A 23,692-nucleotide genomic window follows, 5' to 3' on the forward strand; every position below is an offset into this window, starting at 1 on the left:
AAGATCGACTGGCTTTATTTTTAGGATGTGGTTTTAGTTTGTGCAACAAATTTATAAATTAAACTGCCGATGACTGCACCTAGAATTGGAGCAAGCCAGAATAACCACAGTTGTCGCAATGCTTCAGTTTCTGCGAACAGTGCGGCCCCTGTGCTGCGAGCGGGATTCACCGAGGTATTGGTGACAGGGATACTGATTAAATGAATGAGGGTGAGAGCTAAACCAATGGCAATTGGAGCAAAACCTACAGGTGCACGTTTATCAGTAGCTCCCATAATAACAATCAGGAAAAATGCCGTCAGTACTACTTCAATAAGTAGTGCTGAAAGTAGGCCATACTTTCCAGGGGAAAGTTCTGCATAACCATTACTGGCGAAAGCACCTGTACCTGTAAAACCAGCTTGTCCTTGTGCAATCAGGAACAGGACAAAAGCCGCTAGAATCGCACCAATGACTTGAGCTGCAATATAGGGCAAAAGGTCTTTACCATCGAAGCGTTGTCCAACCCATAAGCCAACACTGACGGCGGGGTTGAAATGTCCGCCAGAGATATGCCCAAAAGTATAGGCACCCGTTAAGACAGTTAAACCAAAGGCGAGGGCAACCCCCGCAAAACCAATGCCAAGTTCAGGAAATGCCGCGGCAAAGATTGCACTACCACAGCCACCAAACACCAACCAAAATGTGCCGAGAAATTCGGCTAGATATTTATTCATCTTCATCTCCAGTGTTATTCGTTATGATGAATTTTTGTTCTAAAGCACGACAGTCTATCTTTAACGAAAAATATAAAATGACTCAATGTGAAGATGATTAAAAAATGTGCTTATTTTTATAAATGCTTATATTGCTTGAAGATATAGTTTACGGAACTGCTGCGGTGTTTGCCCTGTCCAGAGTTTAAACGCACGTTGAAAAGCACTTTGTTCGGAATAACTCAAAAGTAGGGCAATCTCTTGTAAGCTGAGATGGGGGTCCTGTAAGTATTGCTCTGCGAGCATTTGGCGGACTTGTTGAGTACGTTGTTGATAATTACTGCCTTGAGCCTGTAAATAACGTTGCAGTTGTCGCACAGAAACGTTGAGCTGTTGGGCAATTAGCTCGATTTGGTATTGGTTTTTCTGTAAACCCGTCAAGATGGCTTGCTGGAGACGTTGATCTAACTGGGTTGAATGTGGCAACTGCTTTAACAGGGCTTGTGCTTGCTGCATTAATAACTGCTGTAAGGTGTGGTCGCCTCGTTGCAAGGGTTTATTTAATTCGGCAACTGGGAGCAAGACCTGCGTGACAGGTTGAGAAAAGCGCACTTTACAATGAAAAAACTGTTCATAGCATCGGCTATTTTTCGGAGCAGCATGACGGAAATGTACTTCATGAAGTTGAATAGGCTGCGTAGTCATATTCTGATTTAAGAACTGCACCATCAAGGCAATCGCAATTTCGTCGGTGAGTTGCGTGGTCAGATGCTGTGGTAATTCACCCCAGCGAATAGCAAGGTAATCAGTAGATAGATCAATTTGCAGTGGGCTACCATCATAAATCAGACGATGAAAGTCATGATAACGGTTGAGTGCTTCGCCCAAAGTGTCACAGGCGAGGGCGAGATAAGCCAGAATGCCCAAATGTTTTGTTTGTACATAGGTGGAGATTTCTAAACCGAGGGCGGGGCGAGGCACTTGTTGCTGTAATTCATTTAATAACTCATGCCAAATACGATAGTCAAAGCGTTCGAGGTTTTGTACTTTCAGCAATTGCGGCTGAATGACAAGACCTTGAGCTTGACTATAAGCATACAGTAGGTGTCCCAGTCCACCATAGACGGAGCCTGTATAATCATTCAAGGTAAGCATCATCTGTTTTTTGTTGTCGTGATTTGTCAATATTAAGGGTGTGGATGGTCAATATTTATCACATTCAGTTTTCTATATTCAAGTTATGAATGGAGAAATAAATTATGTGGAAAGGATTTTTAGCAGGATTGGTCGTTGCAAATGGTTTTGAATGGGTGGCGCATAAATATGTGTTACATGGTACTCATCGTGCAGGTCAGCCTCGTTATAGCCCAGTGCCTTTAAGTATGAAATCGCATTGGGAGCATCATCGAGAGGTGCGTAAACAGCAATTTTATGATGATAGCTATGTGGAAGGTTTGCCACATTGGCGTACCAAAAATGAAGTGATGTCATTAGTGGTTGCTGCAGGGGTGAGCAGTGCCTTGTTTTATCCTATTTCAAAAGGGATGGCAGCCGCTGCGGTATATAGTGCCTGTAATTATTTTTATATCCATCGTCGAGCGCATCTGGAACCTGAATGGGCCATGAAGAAAATACCGTGGCATTATGATCATCATATGAATGCCAATCAGGATGCTAACTGGTGTGTGACTAAGCCATGGTTTGATTATTTGTTGGGCACACGAGTGATTTCGGCTGCGAATTTGCAAGAGCAGAATCCATTAGGTATTGCCTTGCCACAAGTGCTTGCGAAGCGATTGAATCAAGTGGCACAACGTTATTTCCCTGCCAAATGGGTGGAGAAAAACAATAGGGCAACGGGGTTAGAGTTAAAAACTGAAGTAAATGAAGCTGTACAGCAGCAAGATTCAGATTCTGTCGCAATCGCTCAATGATCTTGGCAGCAATCATCATGCTTAATGATATTTAAAATTGTTTTATTGGCTGCTTGATTTGTTAGGCGCCATTAAGAAGCGTTTTTATGCAGGATCGGTATATAAAAAAGAGCACTCTAGGCGCTCTTTTAGATCATTAAATACCTGCTCTGCTTACAGGCGCATTTCAATGCCTTGTGCTGCCAAATATTGCTTCGCTTCAGGAATAGTATGCTGTCCAAAGTGGAAAATGGATGCTGCCAGTACGGCATCGGCACCACCTTTTAAAATTCCATCTGCCAAATGTTGCAATGTTCCTACACCACCAGAAGCAATGGTTGGAATGGTCACGCGGTCATTAATGGCACGCATCAGCCCAAGGTCATAGCCTGCTTTGGTCCCATCGGCATCCATCGAGGTAATCAGTAATTCACCTGCACCGTAGTCCGCCATTTTCACCGCCCATTCAATCGCATCAATCCCAGTTTCTTTACGACCGCCGTGGGTGAAAATTTCCCATTTGTTTTCTGCAGTTTTTTTCGCATCAATGGCAACTACAATACATTGTGCGCCAAAGCGTTGAGATGCTTCTTGGACAAACTCAGGGTTATAAATGGCTGCGGAGTTAATGCTGACTTTATCTGCGCCCGCATTTAATAATAAGCGAATATCTTCGACTTTACGGACACCACCACCGACTGTAAGCGGAACAAACACGCTTTCTGCCATACGTTCTACTGTACGGTAAGTGGTGTCGCGTCCATGATGTGTAGCAGTAATATCAAGGAAGGTAATTTCATCGGCACCTTGTTCGTTATAGCGACGGGCAACTTCAACAGGGTCACCTGCATCACGAATATCAAGGAACTGTACACCTTTCACCACACGACCGTTGTCGACGTCGAGACAAGGAATAATACGTTTAGCTAGCATAATTTTTTCCAATAATTACAGCCGATTATGAAACTCACCTACACAAGCGCTACACCTTGGTAGATTGAAACGGTATTCTATCAAACTTATGTAAGATTTTTCGCAGGTTTTCTATGTCGGTTTATACCACTTTGACTTTAAAGGAAGTTCAGGACTTCGCAGCCCCTTATGGATTAGAGGTGATTGACCTGATTCCCATTCAAGGAGGTATCCAAAATACAAACTATTTTCTGGTCTGTGAAGACCAAAGCCAATATGTATTAACCGTATTTGAAGAGATGGATGAACATGGTGCGGGTGAAATTGTGCCTGTATTGGAACATTTAGGACAACAAGGTCTAGCTGTGCCTGTGCCGTTAAAACATGCAGGACAAGCCATTCACTTTATTAAACAAAAGCCTGCCCAAATTGCACCGCGTTTAATGGGTAAACATCCGATGCCAGCCTCTGTGGCACAGGTGGAAGCGATTGCGGTAGCACAAGCGAAAATGCATGTGGCCTTGCAGGATTTTCCACTTGAACGTGCCCAATACCGTAACCATCAATACTGGCGTCAGGTGTCGCGTGAAATTAAACCGACGCTGAATGCTGCGGATACCGCATTACTGAATGAATTGCTCGGTTTGTATGATGCCATGACTGCAGTTTATCCAGACCGACCAAAAGGTTTTATTCATTCGGACCTGTTCCGTGACAACACTTTATTTGAAGGGGAGCAACTCAAAGGCATTCTCGATTTTTACGAATTGAACAAAGATGAGTTGTTGTTTGACATCGCCATTACCCTAAATGATTTCTGTACTGAATATCCAGATGTGCATTTAGATGAAGAAAAAGCTTTGGCCTTCCTTACTGCCTATCAAACGGTGCGTCCTCTCACAGAAGATGAGAAAGCCTGTTTGGAGCTTTATTTGGCGATGGCAGCAGGACGTTTTTGGATGATGCGATTACAAGTAGCTCAGAAAAATGCGGCTGAAGGGCGTACAGGTGATGACATTTTGCAGAAAAATCCTTTAGAAATGCGTAATATGCTGATTGAACGCTTAAAATTTGTAAATGGTTAAACAAGGAAGATCACATGCGAGATCAGGGACGCTTGGTAGAATGGTTTGATGATAAAGGCTACGGCTTTATTCAACCCAATGATACCAATAAAGAGCGGGTGTTCTTACATATTAAGGACTTCGCACGACCTGGTCCGCGTCCAATTGTTGGCTGTGCTCTGGAATATATTGTCTTATTGGATGGTCAGGGGCGCTTTCGGGCACAACAGGTCACTTATTTAAAAGCTTCACAAACAGGTCTGAAGCCCAAAGCTAAGCCGACTCCGCCACAAAAGCATTCCATTATGCAACTGGCATGTATGGCTTATTTTGTGGTTTTGACCGTTTTGGTGATTGCTGGGCTGCTCAGTGGTTTAGTGTTGTTATTGATTTGCTTGATGAATGCGGCAAGTTATTGGTTCTATGCACAAGATAAAGAAGCTGCACAACTGGGTGGGCGTCGTGTGCCCGAACAAACACTGCATGTTTTGGCCTTCTTGGGTGGATGGCCAGCGGCATGGTTAGCCCAACAAAAGTTGCGACATAAAACACAAAAACAACCTTTCAGGAAGGTGTATTTCTGTACCATAGCCTTAAATCTATTACTTATTTTATGGCTGATCTCTCCTTTAAATAGCTTGCCAATTTAGAAGGAGAGTTTTCTAACAATAAGGGAAAAAAATGAATAAACCCATTGATCAAGATCCTAATCGTAGCTTAACGCTGGTTCTATACGTCCTTTATATCATTGCGATTTTTACTGGTGGTTTATTGGCACTCATCGCCTTGATTATTAATTATGTCAAACTCAATGATGTTCGTGGCTCTATCTTCGAAAGCCACTTTCTCTGGCAAATCCGAAGTTTCTGGTGGTATTTGTTCTGGAATGTGATTGCATTTGTGCCATTTTTTTTCTTGTTCTTTACTGGGAATAGCCCAGATTTGTTTGCGGGTGTTGCTTTGGGCAGTACCATCTTTTGTATTAGCGTGATTGCACTCTCATGGATTTGGATTGTCTATCGAGCCATTCGAGGCATTATCACTTTAAATGATAATCAGCCTATTTAAAACTTCTGGCAAATGATGAGTCGAGAGTTTTAGATTTGGCTTGAAGTAAAATGAAATCTCAAATGAAAAAGAGTGGCGTTTGCCACTCTTTTTTTTGCCCGATTCTGAGACCCAGTGCACCACTGCTTGGCAGTATTGTGCCCCAAGCTGGACTTTTTTGGCATGAAAATGTGACATGATCGTTTTAAAGTTTTGAAATTGTTATTAAATAATTTACTTTTTTAATAATTATAATTTACATTTTTATATTAAATAATTTACTTTTTTAATAATTAAAGTTTACATTTTTTTATTTTAAAGTTTATATTTTTAATAATTATAATTTACGTTTTTAATAAATTAACTTTACATATATGTACAATTATTTAATTAAATAAGTAAACTTAATTTATTTAAAAATGATTAAGAATAAAACCGACCACGACGTCGGCGTAAGCCCAAAACATGAATCGCACGGACCAAAACCGCATACGAAACTGCATAACCAAACTCTTGTTCAAAAAGCGGAACTAGATCACTAATATTTTGAAATTTTGTTTTTTTAACAAATACTTGGAAGCTATTCCAGTCCTTGATATGATTTGGAGCACCACGCTTTTCACTCGGCTTGGGTACAAGATCTCCTGTCTCTTCTTCAAGCTTGATCCAAGCATCTAGGGTGACGCGGGAAATGTTAAATTGTTTGCATACCGCTACTTTGTAGTCGGTTATCTTGTAGGCTTGAATTGCAGCTTTACGTAGTTCAACAGAGTATCTAGGCATTAACTTGTCTCATTTTAAAATAAGATTTTTTATATTATATGGCATAGTTGTTGCAAAAAAATAATTAAGTTAAATAAAATATGTAAATGGAGTTTAAATGAAAAGAACAGAGGTTTCTTTAAGATCGTTGTCCTTGTGGCAAGTCATTATTATTGGTGTAGCGTACATGACCCCTATGGTGGTATTCGATACCTTTGGTATCGTCTCGGGGGTGACTGAAGGTCGAGTACCACTCGCCTACATATTGGCGCTATTTGCGATGCTCTTAACGGCGTTTAGTTACGCACGTTTCAGTCGAATTAGTGAAGATTCGGGTTCAGCTTATAATTACACTGCTCAGTCCTGCGGAGCAAAAGCAGGTTTCTTTGTGGGTTGGTGTTCATTGCTGGATTATATTTTGCTGCCTTTGGTGAATGCTTTATTGGCAGGCATTTATTTAGAAGCTGTGATTCCAAGTGTACCGTATTGGGTTTGGGTTGCTTTGTTCACTGGCATCGTGACGCTGATTAACTGCTTCCGCATTAATTTCTTGGCAAATTTAAGTCTGCTTTTTGTATTTATGCCGCTATTGCTCATGGTGGTGTTTATTTATTTGGTTATTCAGGGCGTGGGTTCAGAACAAGGTTATGCCCATGTATTGACCTTGGCTCCTTTATTTAATGGAGATACCACGGTTCTACCTTTGATTGCAGGTGCATCTATTCTGTGTTTTTCATTTTTGGGTTTCGACGCCGTGACTACACTGGCACATGAAACCAAAGATCCGAAAAAGAATATTCCACGTGCGGTGTTGCTCACCACATTGGTGGGAGGTGCCATCTTCTTCACAGCTTCATGGTTTATTCAATTGTATTTCCCAAGCAATGTTCGCTTTAACAAGCCAGATGAAGCCTTGCCTGAAATCGTACTGTATGTCGGTGGAACTTTATTCCAAGCAGTCTTTTTATGTGCTCAAATTATGAACACATTTGCTTCAGGTTTGGCGACCCATGCCAGTGCTTCACGCTTAATTCATATCATGGCGAAGGACGGTATTTTCCCTAAAGCAACATTTGGGCAGTTACATGCAAAATTAGGTACACCGTTGTATGCCGTATTGACCATTGGATTGATTTCACTGGCGGCTATTTTCCTAGAGTTGGCGACAGTGGTGAGCATGATTAGTTTTGGCGCTTTAATTGCCTTTACCGCAGTGAATTTCTCGGTCTTTGCAAAATTCTATTTGCGCGACAAACAAACACAAGGGTTGAAGAACAAATTTTTCAACCTGATTCTGCCGCTTTTATCGGTGACGGTCATGATTGGGCTTTGGTTGAATTTAGAGCGTAATGCCTTGATGTTTGGATGTTCTTGGTTGGCTGTCGGTATTGCATTATTTATCTATAAAAGACTGAAAAGACAAAACATTGTGATTGAAAATGCCTATTAGGCCTGACATGAAAATAAAGTAAATGAGAGTGTGAATGACATGAAGATAAATAAACCAATATTTGAAAATGACGTGGAGTATAAGGCTAGTCATGCTTTACACAGTGGTAAAGAATGGAATTGGCTTAATCCGAAGCGGGGCGAGTTTAGTCATCCTGCAAATTACTATGAAAGTTCATTAAAAACATGGCATGAATTTGAGACTTTAAATGCCGATCTGGTCTGTGATGTACTGGTAATTGGTGGAGGATTATTGGGGACATCGACGGCTTTGCATTTGGCAGAGCAAGGTGTAGACACTGTACTGGTCGAAAAAAACCGTATCGGCAGTGCTGCATCTGGACGTAATGGGGGACAACTGACTCCCGGTTTGGCACGTTGGGAAGCTGAAACCATGGTGGAACACTTTAGTTTTGAAGATGCTAAAAAGTTATGGCATTTCACGTCCACCGAAGCCATGTCCTTAATTGATGGCATCAGTGAAAAATATGAGTTGGAATTGCAACGCAAACGCGGTCACATTACGGCTGCGGTACACCCTGGGCATTTAGATGCTTTGTGCGCAGGAATGCAAGCACGTGAGTATTTGCAAGAAACAAATACGTCGCTCTTAAATCAGGATGAATTGCGTGAACATGTCGCTTCTGAACATTATTTTGGCGGTTTGTTGGATCACCTCGGGGGACACATTCATCCCTTAGCCTTGACCCGTGGTTTGGCATATGGTTTTTGTCAAAATGGTGGCAAAATTTATGAGCAAACTGAAGTGCAATCTATACAAGAACGTGCTGATGGTATTTATGTCACTACGGCCAATGGAGTCATTAAAGCACGTAAAAGTGTGGTGATGGCGGTACATCATGCATCGTTTAAATTGCTAGAAGAACAAAAACAAACCACTATTCCGTTTTATACCTATGTGTGTACTACAGCGCCATTAGAGCTTGATTTAAAAGCATTGCTCCCGACTGATCTCCCTGTCTATGACACACAGTTTCAGATTGACTATTATCGTGGTGTATCAAAAAACCGCTTATTGTTTGGGGGAGAAGGTACAGGCTCATGTTGGGATGCAGCACAAACACATGATTATTTGTTAGGGCGTATTCAACATGTATTTCCGCAGCTTAAGCAGGTCGAGCTTGATTTTGTTTGGAGCGGAACCACTGATTTAACCGTGAATGGGGCTACTGACAGTCGTAAATTTGGCAATCAATATCCGATTTACGCAGTACATGGTTGGAGTGGACATGGCGTGGCGCAAACCGTACGCATTGGGAAAGCCATTGCTGATGATTTCTTGGGGCTGTCAGATGATTTTGAAATGCTGACCAAAATTCAACACATGAATATTCCAATGGGTCGTGCATTGGCACCGATTGTCATTCCGATTGCCAAGAGCATGTATGGCATCGGCGCCATGATGAATCCAGGAAAAATGGTGTCATTCTAAATAAATCGCGTGATGATGAAGTCGATTGAATGTAGCAATCGACTTCATTCTTTTAAGTCATTAGAGTTGTTCAATTTCTGTTTTGGATTTCAAGCGTTTGGGTTTCCATTCACTGATGAGGATACCAAAAACCACCAACACACCACCCAACAAAGCCAATGGTGCCAAGCGTTCACCTGCAAGGCGTCCAAAAAGTGCTGCCCAAACGGGTTCGCCTGCATAAATAATGGCCGCTTGTGAAGGGGCTACCGAACGTTGTGCCCAATTCATGACGTACTGAATCAAGGCACTGGCGAGACCCAAACCCATCGCAATACTGAGCAAAGGCCATGAAAAGCTTGGAATGGTATGTTCACCGACCAATGGCATTGAGGCAAAGGCCAGTACAGAAGCCACCGCCAGTTGAATAACTGTCACCCGACCTAAATTTACTTTTGGGGCAAAATAACCAATCAGAATAATTTCCAGCGCGATCCCAATTGCACCAAGTAAAGTCACCACTTGACCAAAATTCAAAGCAATTGCATGGAAACTATTACCCGTCAGTAAAACCAAGCCTATAAACGCACAAAGCGCGCCAATCCAGATCATAAAATGTGGGGCTTTACGGAAAATTAACCACAACAATACAGGGACTAAGGGCACATACAATGCGGTTAAAAATGCCGACTCACTGCTACTAATGGTTTGTAAACCCACAGTTTGCGTACCATAACCGATAGTGAGCATACAGCCGATCATACAACCTGCGAATAGGTCTTGCGCGGTAATCTGTTTGAGTTGCCTAAAAGATAACAAACCAATAATGGTTGCTGCACAGGCAAAACGGCAACCCACAAAAAACATTGGTGAACTAAAATTAAGGGCATATTTCACGGTCAAAAATGTACCGCCCCAAATAAAAGTAATAAGTATCAGGGCAATCACAGGAGCATTGGAGCCAAAACGTGCATTGAGCATAGCGATCATTGGAGTTGTGTGCAGTATATTGCACATAGCTTGTCATGCTTTTATTTTTTGTGCAATATATTGCTCAAATTTTTCTTGAAATGCCATTATGAAGCATCCTGCGGTTTTACAATATGTGAGTCAAAATGTTCGCCATTACCGTAATCTAAAAGGCTTAAGTCAACAGCAATTGGCAGATTTGGCAGGTTTAAGTCGGCGCATGGTGGCAGGGGTGGAAACTGGGCAAGACAATATTAGTCTGGCGAAACTGAGTTTAATTGCCGATGTACTTGAGGTAGATTTTGCCCAGATGATTGCTGCGCCTGAACAACACGGCCAAGCGGTTGTGAATGCGTTGGCATGGCAAGGAACACAAGCCCAAAGTGAAGCAATACTTTTGGCTTCTGTATCTGCCAGCAAAAAGGTAGAGCTCTGGACGTGGACTTTGGCACCCAATGAACAATATTGTGCCGAACCCGACCCAGAAGGCTATCGTGAGATGTTGTATGTGATTGAAGGGGAGCTCACCTTAGATTTGGCAGGTGAAGTGCAAGTACTCCATGCAGGCGAATCGATCGTGTATGCCAGTACGATTGAATACCGTTACATTAATCAGGCCGAAGTTCCGCTCAAATTTATTCGTAATGCGATTTACTAAAGCGAGCATATGGGCTGAATCTAATTTTCAGCGAAAAAAGAGGTCATTTGACCTCTTTTTTATTGCTTAGACTTAAAGCGATTGCTGATCCAATAACAGTTGTGCTTCACGTAAGTTCAATGAACCTTCGTAAATAGCACGACCTGTAATTGCACCTAAAATACCAGGTTGACCTTTTAAGTGACGGACATCATCTAAATTCGTCACACCACCAGAGGCAATCACAGGCAAGCCTGAGTATTGTGCCAAATGAACGGTTTGTTCCACGTTTACACCTTGCATCATGCCATCACGGGCAATATCGGTATACACAATGCTCGATACGCCAGCATCTGCAAAACGTTTTGCGAGATCAGTGGCTTTCACATCTGTCACATTAGCCCAACCATCGGTTGCGACCATACCGTTCATGGCATCAATCCCGACAATGATATGACCAGCAAATTTCTTACATGCTTCTTCGACAAACTCAGGCTCTTTCACCGCTTTGGTGCCAATAATCACAAATGACACGCCTGCATCAAGGTAATGCTCAATGGTTTCCAGTGAACGAATACCGCCACCAATTTGAATTGGCAGCTCAGGTTGTGCTTTGGCAATCGCCTCAACCACAGGTTTATGAATCGGGGTACCCGCAAAAGCACCGTTTAAATCGACCAAATGCAAGCGACGTGCGCCTTCATTAACCCAATGCTGTGCAGTTGCTACAGGGTCATCAGAAAATACGGTATCGTCTTCCATACGGCCTTGTTTTAAACGGACACATTTGCCATCTTTCAGGTCAATTGCAGGGATGATCAGCATGCTTTCGCTCCTTACCCGATCTTTTAGAATTTATTCGCCGCAATCTTAGCAAAGTATTGGCAAATATCTAAGCAAGATGTTGCTTTTATTTCGTTCTATGTTGTGCAGCAGGCAAAGTTATACCTAAACGTTGTAATTCTTGATAAATCAGCACAGGGGCATAGGCATCGGCAGCCGCATATTGGATTTGTGCCGCGCTTAAAGGAAATTTACTCCAGTTTGAGGTGCTGACACTTTTACTTTTTGGAAAATTGACCTGAAACAGCAAGGCCATCGCATTTTTAACACCTACGGGAGTCGTGATGCCAAATGCAGTAAAAGCTTTGGCAAGATCAAGCACTTGATTGAAATGAATACCTTTTTTACGAAACAGATGGGCATCATTTTTTAAACCAAAGCCAACTTTAAGTTGTTCAGGATTTTCAAAAATTGGAGTTAAAAAGTCCAAAATAGCAGGGCTAATTTGAAAAACATAGGCCTGATCGGCTGTTGCCAATTGAATGACATGAGGCCCTGTCGCAACTTCACCTTTACGAAAAGTGGGTTTAGATTCGGAATCAAAGCCAAACAACGGGGCAGAAAATAGTTCATCTTGCAGAGCATGACACTGTTCGAGCTTGGAAATTAGTTGAATCTGATCGGGTAGCAAATTTTGAAAAACAGGTAATTGCTGAATTTGTTCTTTACTGGGTAGGGGAGAAAGTGAATGCAAGGTCATAGGCGATAGCCATGTAATTCGGCAAGGAGCTAGACACTATCATCTGGTAAAAATAAAGCCTAGGTCAACTAGGCTTTAAGTGTGGATGCTGAACAGGGTAGTTTTAAATATCCCATTCCACAAAATTTTTCAGCAATTGTAGTCCAGCCGTATGGCTTTTTTCTGGATGGAACTGTGTCGCGAACAGGTTTTCTTGATGAATAGCAGTGCAGAACTGAATGCCATAATCACAGGTTGCCGCGACAATATTGCTGTCTTTCGGTTCGACATAGAAACTATGTACGAAGTAGAAACGTGCATCTTGTTCAATATTATTCCACATTGGGTGGCTTGGATCGGCCTGATGCACTTGATTCCAGCCCATGTGAGGTACTTTTAAGCCATCCATGTCTGGAAAGCGTTTGACGGCACCTTCAAAAATGCCGAGTGCATCCGTACCACCATTTTCTTCAGAATGCTGCATCAGTGCCTGCATACCTACGCAAATGGCCAAAACAGGTTTGTTAAATGCGGCTTGACGTACCACTTCATCAATCCCTGCTTCATGCATGCCTTGCATACAGTCTCGCATCGCACCGACACCTGGGAACACAATTTTGTCTGCTTGAGCAATCAGTTTCGGGTCATTGGTGACATCCACCGTAGCACCGACATATTCCAGTGCTTTTGCAGCTGAGTGCAAATTGCCCATGCCATAATCAAGAAGTGCAATACGGGTCATTACAAACTTCCTTTGGTTGACGCAATGGTATTGGCAGCACGAGGATCAACCTCACATGCCATACGCAATGCACGAGCAAATGCTTTGAACACACTTTCAATTTGGTGGTGGCTATTTTTACCCTTAAGGTTGTCAATGTGCACTGTCATGAGGGCATGATTGACGAAACCTTGGAAGAATTCAGAAAATAAATCCACATCAAAACGACCAATCATAGCGCGAGTAAATGGAATATCCATAAATAAACCCGGACGACCAGAAAGATCGACCACCGCACGGCTTAAAGATTCATCAAGTGGCGCATAAAAATGTCCATAACGACGCAAGCCTTTTTTATCACCTAATGCTTGGGCAAAGGCCTGACCTAGCGTAATACCGCAGTCTTCCACCGTGTGGTGATCATCAATTTCTAAGTCGCCATCACAATGGATATCAATATCAAATAGTCCATGCCGCTTGATTTGATCAATCATATGGTCTAAAAAAGGAACTCCAGTGTTTAAAGTGCCTTGACCAGTACCATCGAGATTTAAGCGTACTCGAATTTTGGTTTCGTTGGTATTTCTTACCACTTCACTGATACGTTCTGTCATAGACACGTTCCTCAAAAACGTCAAAAATGATTGATGTAAAATGTTTTTCGCCGTGACGAAATCACCGCATATTAGATTGCTCAGGAGGGTTTATCAATGCCTATTACCGTACATGCTTATACTTCACTAGAAAATGAAGAAATGCGCAGCCAGCTTGAGCGACTGTATGACACCAGCCCAGAATTTGGTGATGGGCAAGATGCGATAGAACAACTTGAACAAAACTTAGCTCAGTATACCCTAGTTTACACCGCAGAATTTAATACTAAAGTGATAGGTGCGATTTGGTGTACAGGGCAGGGTGAAAGTAAGACGCTGGAGTATATTGTGGTGCATCCTGCGAATCGTGGTCGTGGCGTTGCAGAACGGTTGGTCGCAGAAGTTTGCCGTATGGAAGAGGCCAAAGGGGTGAAAATATTTGAACCTGGTTGTGGTGCGATCCATCGCTGTTTAGCCCATTTAAATAAATTACCTAGCTAAACAGAATTAATCATGAAGCAGTAATCCGATTGCATCTGTATAGATTGAATAAAAGGGCAGCATTGATGCTGCCCTTTTATATGTAAGCCTGAATGGTGTATGAGAATGGGGGGAGTTTATGGCGATAACTCAAAATTTGTTGAAAAACCCATCATTTGATACAAAATTTGTAAAAATGTGCTTGACGCTTGTGGCTTAAACCGCTTTAATACGCCCCATCGGCGTGATAGCTCAGTAGGTAGAGCAACGGATTGAAAATCCGTGTGTCCCCAGTTCGATCCTGGGTCTCGCCACCATATATTTTAAAACCGTATATGTGTTTTCAATCCCTGATCCCATCAGGGATTTTTTTTGGCTGAAAAATATCCGATTGATCAAAAAGTTATGGATTAGGATTGACTAATCAGCTGAGATGAGGCTTAATACACGGCATCGGCGTGATAGCTCAGTAGGTAGAGCAACGGATTGAAAATCCGTGTGTCCCCAGTTCGATCCTGGGTCTCGCCACCATATTCAAAAAACCCTTAAACAATGTTTAAGGGTTTTTTTATGCACAAAAAAAGTTGTGCTCTGTACAATCATGACTAAATTTAAAATAAAAATGGCGGGGAGCGAGGGGAAATGGCCAAGGATTTATTTTCTGCAAACAGTGAATTGTATCAACAAGCACGTCCTCAATATTCGACAGAAATTCTTGATGCCATTTTGACTTATGTGCCCGAACGAGCATTGGCTTGGGATTGTGGGGCCGGTTCGGGCCAATTTACCCAGTTAGTTGCACCTCATTTTGCGCAAGTGCTCGCGACAGACTTGAGCGAGCAGCAACTCCAACAGGCCCCTGTATTTGCGAATGTACGTTATTTACAAGCCACAGCGGAACACAGCCCTTGTGCGTCTGCGTCAGTGGATTTGGTTTGTGTGGCGCAAGCCATTCACTGGTTCGATTTTACGACCTTCTATGCTGAGGTAAAGCGTGTATTGAAACCAGAGGGTGTACTTGCCGTGATTGGCTATGGTCTGATTCAATTGCAGGATGCTGAATTGCAGCATGCCTTACAGCAGCTCTATTTCAAAACGTTACAAGGTTATTGGGATCCAGAGCGGCGTTATATTGATGAGCATTATCAAACCATTCCTTTCCCTTTTCAGGAGTTGGCTGTTCCTGCTTTAGCCTTACGCTATACATGGAGCAGTATGCAACTGTTACAGTATTTAGCGACATGGTCAGGCGTACAGCACTATCAGCAACGACACCAGCAAGATCCATTGCTGAATATACGTCAGTGTTTGGTAGCAAAGAGAAATCCTACAGTGAAGCTGAGTTTTCCTGTCTTGTTACGGGTAGGGCGTCAATTTGCGAGTGAAGTTGCCTAAAAGGCTGTTTTACGTTGAAACAACTGTTTAATCATTTGCCGAGTTTTAAAATAAAAAGGGTAGAAATCTAAATGGACATTTTGCCATGTATTTCTCTCCCAAAATATTCAATGCACTGGCTTTGGGTGTATTGTTGATGAGTCATGGCTATGCCGCCAATGCCCCATCTGATCTCTCCGCACTGACAGAGCAAGATTTACGTCTTCAAACTGGGGATATTCAAACCAAGCCCGATGACGTGAGACAACAAATCTTTGACCATTATTTGATAAAACTTGAGACTACTCCGCAGCAGTGGACATTGATCGACACGGCACGTGTTTCACAAGAAATTTTACCCCCTGAACGTATTCCAACTTTTGATTTGCCTTTACCGATTTTGTTACAAGTCTATTCAATTGCGGATGGCTTACAGTCGGATGACCCGAGACTGGGGCTATATCGAATGATTGATCCCGTAGTGAATCCGAATAGTCCTGTTCAGTATTTACAACAAGCACCCCAAATTCAGTTGAATTTGGGCGTGGTTTCAATTGGGACAATTGAGCAGCAGATGAACGTCGATGGGTTAATGAAGATGTTTTTATTGACGCCACATTAGGTTGTTATGGTTTAAATTCTAAACTTAGCCAAGAAAAAACGCCCCATCGGGGCGTTTTTTATGGTCATTCGAATTAAGCAGATTTTGCTTGTACTTGAGGAGCAAGCATATGGCCTGTCTCTTCGAAGTTAGAGTGCCAAGAAAGCGCTTCACGAAGTAAGTGAGGAGTATGGCCACCTTTTGCACATGAACGATCAAAGTAGTCGTTTAATGCATCGCGGTAAAGTGGGTGTGCACAGTTGTCGATAATCGCACGAGCACGCTCACGTGGTGCTAAACCACGAAGATCTGCCAGACCTTGTTCAGTTACAAGGATGTCTACGTCGTGCTCTGCATGGTCAACGTGTGATGCAAATGGAACAACAGAAGAAATGTCGCCACCTTTTGCAATTGATTTGGTCACGAAGATTGCCAAGTGTGCATTACGTGCGAAGTCACCTGAACCACCGATACCATTCATCATTTTTGTACCACAAACATGTGTTGAGTTCACGTTACCGTAAATATCAAACTCAAGTGCAGTGTTGATACCGATAATACCTAAACGACGTACAAGTTCAGGATGGTTCGAAATTTCTTGTGGACGAAGTACCAGCTTGTCTTTATAGGCTTCAAGGTTGTTGAACACTTTCTCGCCGTATTTTGCAGAAAGTGTAATCGAAGAACCTGACGCAAAAATCATTTTACCTGCATCAATCAATTCGAAAGTACAGTCTTGAAGAACTTCCGAATACATGATCAGGTCTTCGAAGTTTGAATCTTTCAAACCAGTCAATACTGCGTTTGCGATTGAACCGATACCTGCTTGAAGCGGACCTAAGTTTTTCGGTAAACGTTCTTCAGCCACTTCTTTTTCAAAGAATGCGATTAAGTGGTTTGCGATTGCTTGAGTTTCATCATCTGGAGCAGTCACAGTTGATGGAGAATCATGTAATTCGCTGTTGAATACGATACCGACAATTTTAGATGGATCGATGTTGATCGCAGTTGTACCAATACGCTCGTCCACTTGAGTTAATGGAATTGGTTGGCGTGTTGGGCGATATGTTGGAATATAGATGTCGTGTAAGCCTTCAAATGCTGGGCTTAAGTTGGTGTTGATTTCAACAATTACTTTCTCAGCAAAAATTGCAAAGCTTGCAGAGTTACCTACAGATGTTGTTGGAATGATGCCGCCATCTTCAGTAATCGCTACGGCTTCAATCACCGCAACATCAGGCTTTTTCAACTGAAGGTTACGCATTTGTTCAACAGTTTCAGACAAGTGTTGGTCAATGAACATCACTTCGCCATTGTTGATGGCTTTACGTAAAGTGTTGTCGACTTGGAATGGAAGGCGACGAGCTAGAACACCCGCTTCAGTCAATTGTTTGTCAAGGTCATTCCCTAGACTCGCACCCGTAATTAACGTGATTTTTAATGGGTTCGTGTGAGCACGTTTTACTAAAGCCAATGGAACAGCTTTTGCTTCGCCAGCACGGGTAAAGCCACTCATACCGACAGTCATACCGTCCTGAATGAATTCCGCAGCTTGTTCTGCGCTGATGACTTTGTCGTGTAGTGAAGCTAAACGAATGCGATCTAATGACATGGTTTACTCTCGTTGGAATTTTGAAACTGATAGGGATTGTACCCATCAGAAAACGCATTTTGCATACCTGTTAGGCTAAGGTCTAATTTTTTAGAAAAATGCGGGTATAAAAAATTTTGATAATTTTTAATCAATTGATTTTATGAGGGATATTTCTTAACTGTTCGGTTGTTTTTAATACTGACTGTACGGTTATTGATCAAAATTAGTGCAAAATTTGTTACAAATGGCATGTTTTGAAGATCACAACATCACGATACAGAAAAATTTTGATTAAAAAGTAGAGTAAATCATTTTAAATAAGCTGGAAATTTCACTCAATCGCTGTTGAAGGAATGATCAGGAGAGGATGGGTAAAAACATTAATTACAGAAAGGTGAAAGTCCATAATTTAGAAATACGGCTTTCACCATTCCAGGATAAGCAAAGAAATTAGAAGTGTTCGCTAATACTTTGTTTTAATTTTTCTATGGGATTAGCGGTGCTTAGTTCTTCAGGTTCGTCTTTGGGCAAAGGCAGTAAAATAATGGCTTCAAGCCCACCTTGCTCACGATTATGAATGAGGAGTTTACCCTGATGAATGTCCACAATGCGCTTCACAATTGCCAGTCCTAAGCCACTGCCTTGCACTGTTCGAGCAGCATTGCCTCGCACAAATGGTTGCATCAGGTCTTCAATTTGATCTTCTGGAATCCCTTCACCATGATCGGCCACACTAATTAAAATATGTTCGCCTTCCACCCGTGCGGATAACTCAACTGGCTCTGCGCCATAACGTTTGGAGTTATTAATTAAATTACCAATTAAGCGTTTCAGGGACAGACTACGTGCTTGAATTAATGGCAGCTCTTGAGGGCTAAAGCGAACATCAAGAGGTTTAAATTGAATGACCAATTCCTGCAATAAATTATTGATATCCGTAGCTTGTAGGACTTCATCTGAGCCATCGCGCATAAAGGAAATGAATTGATTTAAAATGGCATCCATATCTTCTACATCATAAATCAGACCTTCTTTCAGGAAGTCATCATCTGGCATCATTTCTGCGCTGAGGCGAATACGTGTGAGGGGCGTGCGTAAGTCATGTGAAATACCTGCCAGCATAATACGACGATCTCGCTCTGTCTGATCTAGTGTATAAATCATATGGTTAAATGCCTGATTTACCTCACGAATTTCTTGCGGACCATGATTGGTTTCTAAGTACGGTGCAGTACCTGTTTTACTGTAGCTGTTTGCCGCATTTTGCAAACGACGCAATGGGCGGTTCAACTGACGCACCAGCGTTAAAATAATTACAGCAGATATGAGTGGAACCCCAAACAGCCAGCCGAAAATGAGTTCTGGACTGTAGTTAGCGTAGGTTTTTAAGGGTTCACGTACCCAGTGTCCATTCATTTCGGGGGTTTGCACCCAAATTCTGGGACTTGGTTTAAACTGAAAATATACAGTGACGTCTTTGATATTTAATTCTTTGGCAAGCTGATGCTCAATGCGGTTGGTAAAGAAGTCGGCAATCAGTTTATCTTTGACGTTTGGATATTCATTAGGATCGGTGACATATTCAACCCCAACGCGTTGTTTGAGCCATTGGTCAATGTCGAGTTGAACATCATCGTGATAAATCTTTAAGCGAGGGTTGTTGATCATTTCTAATTCAACGGCAAGAAATCTCGCGTGCTGTTGAATTTCAGGTAAATACAGGGTTTTCCAGAAGAACCATAACGACATAAATAAGCTAAAGAACACCACAAACAACACCAGTACCGTGGTGCGCATGGCAGCAGAACGAGGCTTAATTTTATCGAAAAAACGTTCCGAAGAAGTGCGTTTCTTTTCAGAATAGGCGACAAAATCGGTAAATTCTTGCGGGTCGATCGGATCTAGTTTCACGGTAATTCCCCATAATTTAAGAACAGGGTTAAGTTTGTGCAGGGTCTTACTGTGATTAATTGAAATTCCAGTTTTAACCTTCAGTTCGACCTACTTTTGTTTTGGCAAAAGTAGGCAAAACCATTTCCATTTGCAAAACTCGACAGATACAAACATTGATCTGAATTCTCGCAGAAACATTTTTATTTAAAATCTCCTGCCTCGAACAGTTGCGAATGGTTATGTCACGAAATTCTTAAACATGATTTAAGATATTTCTTTGAGTTTTAATTACTCAGCACCATCTGGAACAAAAACATAACCTACACCCCAAACCGTTTGAATATAACGGGCACGGGCAGGGTTTTCTTCAATCAGGCGACGTAAGCGAGAAACTTGTACGTCAATTGAACGCTCCATAGCCCCCCATTCACGTCCACGCGCTAAATTCATTAATTTGTCACGAGTGAGTGGTTCGCGCGGATGTTGTACGAGGGCTTTCAGTACTGCAAACTCACCCGTAGTCAGTGTAACCACTTGACCTTCACGCGTTAAAGTCCGGGTTGAAAGGTCTAATGACCAAGGCCCGAAGCTGACTACTTCCATTTGCTGACTTGGTGCACCAGGCACTTCGCGAACTTGACGACGCAACACTGCACGAATACGCGCGAGTAATTCATTTGGATTAAATGGCTTTGGTAAGTAATCATCGGCACCCGCTTCAAGACCCGCAATACGGTCTGAATCGCTACCACGTGCGGTCAGCATAATAATAGGCGTATCAATATTTGAATGACGCAAACGACGACAAATACTTAAACCATCTTCCACAGGAAGCATAAAATCGAGCACGATAAGTGAAAACAGTTCACGTTGAAGTAAGCGATCCATTTGGGTGGCATCGTGCGCTGTTTTCACCACGAAACCTTTATCTTCCAAGAATCGCTGTAATAGCGTACGTAAACGCACATCATCATCTACGACGAGAATGCGTTCAACGCGGTCAGTGTCTGCATGTACAACATCGCCATGTTCCGCAGGTACAACTAAACTCATGATGTGTGCTCCTTATTCTTTATTGTCATCGTATACGGGGTCAAGAGATCACAAGGAGTATACGATTCATTTATATCGATTTGCTATGTTCTAAAGCAACAAATATTGCAGATAAAATCAAGGCATAGATACCAAATATATACATCTAAAATAACGGATTAATGACTGATTTACTGTAGTTCTTTGCTTAATTATGAAAAAAAAGTGTGCGATTGATGAAAAAATCGAAAATTGGCAAATTCGACCAGAATGAAATTTAATAAAACAATTGTGGATTTTATGGTCTTGGTCTTTATAATCATGGCTTTTAGAACTTATCCTTGTGGGATCAAACACGATGACTGACTTAGTTCAGCAGTTGGCAACAGAGCTTGCCGTACGTTCAAATCAAGTCGAAGCTGCGATTAAACTAATCGATGAGGGCGCAAGCGTTCCATTTATCGCACGTTACCGTAAAGAAGTGACGCAAGGTCTAGACGACACTCAGTTACGTCAGCTCGATACACGTTTAGCTTATTTAAGAGACTTATACGAGCGTCGCGACAAAGTCATTGAATCATTGAAAGAACAAAATAAATTGTCAGATGATTTATTGGCACGCGTGAATGCTGCTGAAACCAAAAATGCTTTAGAAGAAATTTACGCGCCTTATCGTCCAAAGCGCACCAGTAAATCATTTAAAGCGAAAGAAGCGGGCTTGGGTCCAATTGCAGAAAAAATCTTTCAAGAAGCAGTTGAGCCAAGTGAAGCATTGGCGGGATTTAGTCATGAAGAATACCCAGATGTGGAAAGCCAGCTTGATGCAATCCAGCACATTTTGATAGATGACTGGGCACAAAATATTGCGTTAACCACCGAGTTAAAAAGTACTTTTGCCAAAACAGCCGTATTAAAAAGCTTAGTCGCAAGTGAAGAGAAAAAAGAAGTCGGTAAAAAATTCCGTGATTACTTCGACTTCTCTGAAAACTTGAATAAAGTTCCTTCACATCGTTTATTGGCGATGTTACGTGGCCGTCAAGAAAATGTCTTGGGCTTAAAGGTTGATGGTGACGATAACGCACCATTGGCACGTATTGAAGTTGAATACAACTTAGATCAAGTTCAGCCACAAGCACGTCAAGACTTTTTAAAGCAAACTGCAAAACTGTTCTGGTTAGGTAAAGTACGTCCAAGCATCGAACATTCATTATTGACAGAAAAGCGTTTGAATGCCGAAGCTGAAGCGATGCAAGTGTTTGCAGAAAACCTACGCCACTTATTGCTTTCAGCACCAGCAGGCAGCCGTTGTACGCTAGGTGTCGACCCTGGTATTCGTACAGGCGTGAAATTGGCTGTAGTCAATGAATCAGGTGATGTGGTTGCACATAGCACCATTTATCCATTTGCACCGAAAGAAGATAAAGCAGGTTCAATTGCTGAATTAGCGCGTTTGTGCCAAGAGTTCAATGTTGACTTGATCGCGATTGGTAATGGTACAGCCAGCCGTGAAACAGAAGCTGTCGTTGCTGAAATGATGGCACAACACCCTGAACTTAAGGTTACCCGTGTGACCGTGAGTGAAGCTGGTGCATCGGTTTATTCAGCATCTGAATTGGCTTCGGCTGAATTGCCAGAGTTGGATGTGTCGATTCGTGGTGCGGTTTCAATTGCGCGTCGCTTACAAGACCCATTGGCTGAATTAGTCAAAATTGATCCAAAATCAATTGGTGTTGGTCAATATCAACATGATGTGAACCAAACTGGTTTAGCTAAAACCCTAGATGCTGTGGTTGAAGACTGTGTGAACGCAGTGGGTGTAGATGTAAACACTGCTTCTGCTGCAATTTTGGGTTATATCGCAGGTTTGAATAAAGCGATTGCACAACAAATCGTGGAATTCCGTAAAGAAAATGGTCGTTTCGACAACCGTCAAGACCTGAAAAAAGTGCCTCGTTTAGGCGATCGTACTTTTGAACAAGCGGCAGGTTTCTTACGTATTCAAAATGGTAGCGAACCACTAGATGCTTCTGCGGTGCATCCTGAGAGTTATGGTTTAGTCGAAAAAATGGTGACTGCCAAAGCGACTACCGTAAAAGACTTAATTGGCAACAGCGAAATTATTCGTCAAATTAAGGCAGAAGATTTTGCTGATGAACAATTTGGTTTACCAACGATTCAAGACGTTTTAAGCGAATTGGAAAAACCAGGTCGTGATCCGCGTCCAGAATTCCGTACTGCTAAATTCCGTGAAGACATTACAGAAGTTGCGCAACTCACTGAAGGCATGCAGCTTGAAGGTGTCGTGACCAATGTGACGAACTTCGGTGCTTTCGTTGATGTGGGTGTACATCAGGATGGTTTGGTACACATTTCTGAATTGGCGAATGAGTTTGTTTCTGATCCACACAAAGTTGTGAAACCTGGTCAAATTGTTCAGGTGCGTGTACTACAAGTTGATGCAGAGCGTAACCGTGTGAACTTGTCAATGCGTCCAGAAGGTTCTGAAGCTCCAGCTAAAGCACCGCGTCAACCACGTCGTGAGCAAAATCAAGAACAGCGCGCTGAACGTAAGCCACAGGGTAAACGCCCACAGCAAGCGCGTCCACAAGGTGACCGTCCACAGCGTCAAGGTGGTCAAAAACCGCAAGCCAATAAACCACAAGAGAACAAGATTGGTGGTTTGGGTGCATTGTTATTACAAGCAGGGATTAAAGGCTCGAAATAAGCCTGAGTTCAACTAAGAAAAACCTCCCAATCGGGAGGTTTTTTTATGCTTAAAATATATCGAGATATATTTTGAACTGATATGTAGTGGCATTTTTAATTTCAAGATGAGCCGAATCTGAAGATCAACAAAAATAATATTAAAAGCTGTTAAACCTTCACAACAGCACAGCAGAACTTCACTTTTCACCCAGCAGATTGTCCGACAAGATTGAGAGCGTCTGGATATTAATATACAGACGTAAACTTTTTGCTATTTAATCATTATAAACGGTTTA

At 42.2% G+C, this 23,692-nt stretch carries 23 protein-coding genes and 2 tRNA genes; 13 read left to right on the plus strand and 12 right to left on the minus strand.

All coding sequences use genetic code 11. From position 1 onward, the window contains the following. Positions 1 to 20: 20 nt before the first annotated feature. Both aqpZ and C3F34_RS07905 read right to left on the minus strand, forming a co-directional pair. On the minus strand, positions 21 to 716 hold the full coding sequence (gene aqpZ / locus C3F34_RS07900) for an aquaporin Z (RefSeq protein WP_044739123.1): 696 nt from the start codon (positions 714 to 716) through the stop codon (positions 21 to 23). 126 nt (positions 717 to 842) lie between these two features. Then, positions 843 to 1,850, minus strand: coding sequence for an AraC family transcriptional regulator (locus C3F34_RS07905; protein WP_044739122.1), 1,008 nt, complete (start codon positions 1,848 to 1,850; stop codon positions 843 to 845). A 104-nt stretch (positions 1,851 to 1,954) separates the two neighbouring features. Here C3F34_RS07905 and C3F34_RS07910 point away from each other — a divergent pair, with 104 nt between their 5' ends. Then, on the plus strand, positions 1,955 to 2,629 hold the full coding sequence (locus tag C3F34_RS07910) for a sterol desaturase family protein (RefSeq protein WP_044739121.1): 675 nt from the start codon (positions 1,955 to 1,957) through the stop codon (positions 2,627 to 2,629). Between the two features lie 153 nt (positions 2,630 to 2,782). Here C3F34_RS07910 and hisF read toward each other — a convergent pair whose 3' ends face one another. After that, a complete protein-coding gene (gene hisF / locus C3F34_RS07915; protein WP_016168753.1) occupies positions 2,783 to 3,541 on the minus strand; it encodes an imidazole glycerol phosphate synthase subunit HisF in 759 nt (252 codons plus the stop codon). A 113-nt stretch (positions 3,542 to 3,654) separates the two neighbouring features. Here hisF and C3F34_RS07920 point away from each other — a divergent pair, with 113 nt between their 5' ends. From C3F34_RS07920 to C3F34_RS07930, 3 genes are read left to right on the plus strand one after another with little or no spacing between them, the layout of a single operon-like run. Then, the gene (locus C3F34_RS07920; RefSeq protein ID WP_044739120.1) at positions 3,655 to 4,605 is read left to right on the plus strand and encodes a homoserine kinase; all 951 of its coding nucleotides are present in this window, start codon (positions 3,655 to 3,657) and stop codon (positions 4,603 to 4,605) included. Between the two features lie 14 nt (positions 4,606 to 4,619). Further along, positions 4,620 to 5,234: a DUF1294 domain-containing protein gene (locus C3F34_RS07925; RefSeq protein ID WP_044739119.1), complete on the plus strand. Its 615-nt coding sequence runs from the start codon at positions 4,620 to 4,622 to the stop codon at positions 5,232 to 5,234. A 31-nt stretch (positions 5,235 to 5,265) separates the two neighbouring features. Then, complete coding sequence (locus tag C3F34_RS07930; protein ID WP_044739118.1) at positions 5,266 to 5,652, plus strand: DUF4870 family protein; 387 nt, start codon at positions 5,266 to 5,268, stop codon at positions 5,650 to 5,652. A gap of 402 nt (positions 5,653 to 6,054) precedes the next feature. Here C3F34_RS07930 and C3F34_RS07935 read toward each other — a convergent pair whose 3' ends face one another. Beyond that, positions 6,055 to 6,414, minus strand: coding sequence for a helix-turn-helix domain-containing protein (locus tag C3F34_RS07935; protein WP_044739117.1), 360 nt, complete (start codon positions 6,412 to 6,414; stop codon positions 6,055 to 6,057). 97 nt (positions 6,415 to 6,511) lie between these two features. Between C3F34_RS07935 and C3F34_RS07940 the strand changes: the two genes are divergently transcribed. Continuing rightward, entirely contained in the window at positions 6,512 to 7,843 is a 1,332-nt protein-coding gene (locus tag C3F34_RS07940) for an APC family permease (protein WP_104441371.1), read from the plus strand. Between the two features lie 39 nt (positions 7,844 to 7,882). Next, complete coding sequence (locus C3F34_RS07945) at positions 7,883 to 9,295, plus strand: NAD(P)/FAD-dependent oxidoreductase (protein ID WP_044739115.1); 1,413 nt, start codon at positions 7,883 to 7,885, stop codon at positions 9,293 to 9,295. A gap of 60 nt (positions 9,296 to 9,355) precedes the next feature. Here the strand turns inward: C3F34_RS07945 and C3F34_RS07950 are convergent, their stop codons facing one another. Continuing rightward, positions 9,356 to 10,255, minus strand: coding sequence for a DMT family transporter (locus C3F34_RS07950; protein WP_104441372.1), 900 nt, complete (start codon positions 10,253 to 10,255; stop codon positions 9,356 to 9,358). A 97-nt stretch (positions 10,256 to 10,352) separates the two neighbouring features. Here C3F34_RS07950 and C3F34_RS07955 point away from each other — a divergent pair, with 97 nt between their 5' ends. Then, positions 10,353 to 10,901, plus strand: a complete 549-nt coding sequence (locus C3F34_RS07955; RefSeq protein WP_104441373.1) for a helix-turn-helix domain-containing protein — start codon at positions 10,353 to 10,355, stop codon at positions 10,899 to 10,901. 72 nt (positions 10,902 to 10,973) lie between these two features. Here the strand turns inward: C3F34_RS07955 and hisA are convergent, their stop codons facing one another. From hisA to hisB, 4 genes are all read right to left on the minus strand, one after another. Further along, positions 10,974 to 11,705: a 1-(5-phosphoribosyl)-5-[(5-phosphoribosylamino)methylideneamino]imidazole-4-carboxamide isomerase gene (gene hisA / locus C3F34_RS07960; RefSeq protein WP_016168744.1), complete on the minus strand. Its 732-nt coding sequence runs from the start codon at positions 11,703 to 11,705 to the stop codon at positions 10,974 to 10,976. Positions 11,706 to 11,790: 85 nt separating this feature from the next. After that, complete coding sequence (locus C3F34_RS07965) at positions 11,791 to 12,423, minus strand: 3'-5' exonuclease (protein WP_016168743.1); 633 nt, start codon at positions 12,421 to 12,423, stop codon at positions 11,791 to 11,793. Between the two features lie 103 nt (positions 12,424 to 12,526). Further along, complete coding sequence (hisH, locus tag C3F34_RS07970; RefSeq protein ID WP_016168742.1) at positions 12,527 to 13,144, minus strand: imidazole glycerol phosphate synthase subunit HisH; 618 nt, start codon at positions 13,142 to 13,144, stop codon at positions 12,527 to 12,529. Next, positions 13,144 to 13,737: an imidazoleglycerol-phosphate dehydratase HisB gene (hisB, locus tag C3F34_RS07975; protein ID WP_016168741.1), complete on the minus strand. Its 594-nt coding sequence runs from the start codon at positions 13,735 to 13,737 to the stop codon at positions 13,144 to 13,146. The genes hisH and hisB overlap by 1 nt, the downstream gene beginning before the upstream one ends. A 96-nt stretch (positions 13,738 to 13,833) precedes the next feature. On the opposite strand from hisB, the gene C3F34_RS07980 reads away from it, so the two are divergent. The 5 genes from C3F34_RS07980 (at position 13,834) to C3F34_RS08000 (ending at position 16,192) form a co-directional block, all read left to right on the plus strand. Beyond that, positions 13,834 to 14,217, plus strand: coding sequence for a GNAT family N-acetyltransferase (locus tag C3F34_RS07980; protein WP_016168740.1), 384 nt, complete (start codon positions 13,834 to 13,836; stop codon positions 14,215 to 14,217). A gap of 220 nt (positions 14,218 to 14,437) precedes the next feature. Beyond that, positions 14,438 to 14,513: transfer RNA gene (locus tag C3F34_RS07985), tRNA-Phe, on the plus strand. Between the two features lie 138 nt (positions 14,514 to 14,651). Continuing rightward, a tRNA-Phe gene (locus tag C3F34_RS07990) sits at positions 14,652 to 14,727 on the plus strand. A gap of 111 nt (positions 14,728 to 14,838) precedes the next feature. Then, entirely contained in the window at positions 14,839 to 15,591 is a 753-nt protein-coding gene (locus tag C3F34_RS07995; protein ID WP_104441374.1) for a class I SAM-dependent methyltransferase, read from the plus strand. An 85-nt stretch (positions 15,592 to 15,676) separates the two neighbouring features. Next, entirely contained in the window at positions 15,677 to 16,192 is a 516-nt protein-coding gene (locus tag C3F34_RS08000) for a hypothetical protein (protein ID WP_104441375.1), read from the plus strand. Positions 16,193 to 16,265: 73 nt separating this feature from the next. Here C3F34_RS08000 and C3F34_RS08005 read toward each other — a convergent pair whose 3' ends face one another. The 3 genes from C3F34_RS08005 to ompR form a co-directional block, all read right to left on the minus strand. Continuing rightward, entirely contained in the window at positions 16,266 to 17,783 is a 1,518-nt protein-coding gene (locus C3F34_RS08005) for an acetyl-CoA hydrolase/transferase family protein (protein WP_104441376.1), read from the minus strand. A 432-nt stretch (positions 17,784 to 18,215) separates the two neighbouring features. Further along, the gene (locus C3F34_RS08010) at positions 18,216 to 19,676 is read right to left on the minus strand and encodes an ATP-binding protein (RefSeq protein ID WP_044737341.1); all 1,461 of its coding nucleotides are present in this window, start codon (positions 19,674 to 19,676) and stop codon (positions 18,216 to 18,218) included. Positions 19,677 to 19,946: 270 nt separating this feature from the next. Then, positions 19,947 to 20,711, minus strand: a complete 765-nt coding sequence (ompR, locus tag C3F34_RS08015) for a two-component system response regulator OmpR (protein WP_016168735.1) — start codon at positions 20,709 to 20,711, stop codon at positions 19,947 to 19,949. A gap of 337 nt (positions 20,712 to 21,048) precedes the next feature. On the opposite strand from ompR, the gene C3F34_RS08020 reads away from it, so the two are divergent. Further along, on the plus strand, positions 21,049 to 23,415 hold the full coding sequence (locus C3F34_RS08020; RefSeq protein WP_104441377.1) for a Tex family protein: 2,367 nt from the start codon (positions 21,049 to 21,051) through the stop codon (positions 23,413 to 23,415). The last annotated feature ends 277 nt before the right edge of the window (positions 23,416 to 23,692 follow it).

Source organism: Acinetobacter sp. ACNIH2 (assembly GCF_002934965.1).
In the GTDB taxonomy this organism is placed as follows: Bacteria; Pseudomonadota; Gammaproteobacteria; order Pseudomonadales; family Moraxellaceae; genus Acinetobacter; species Acinetobacter tandoii.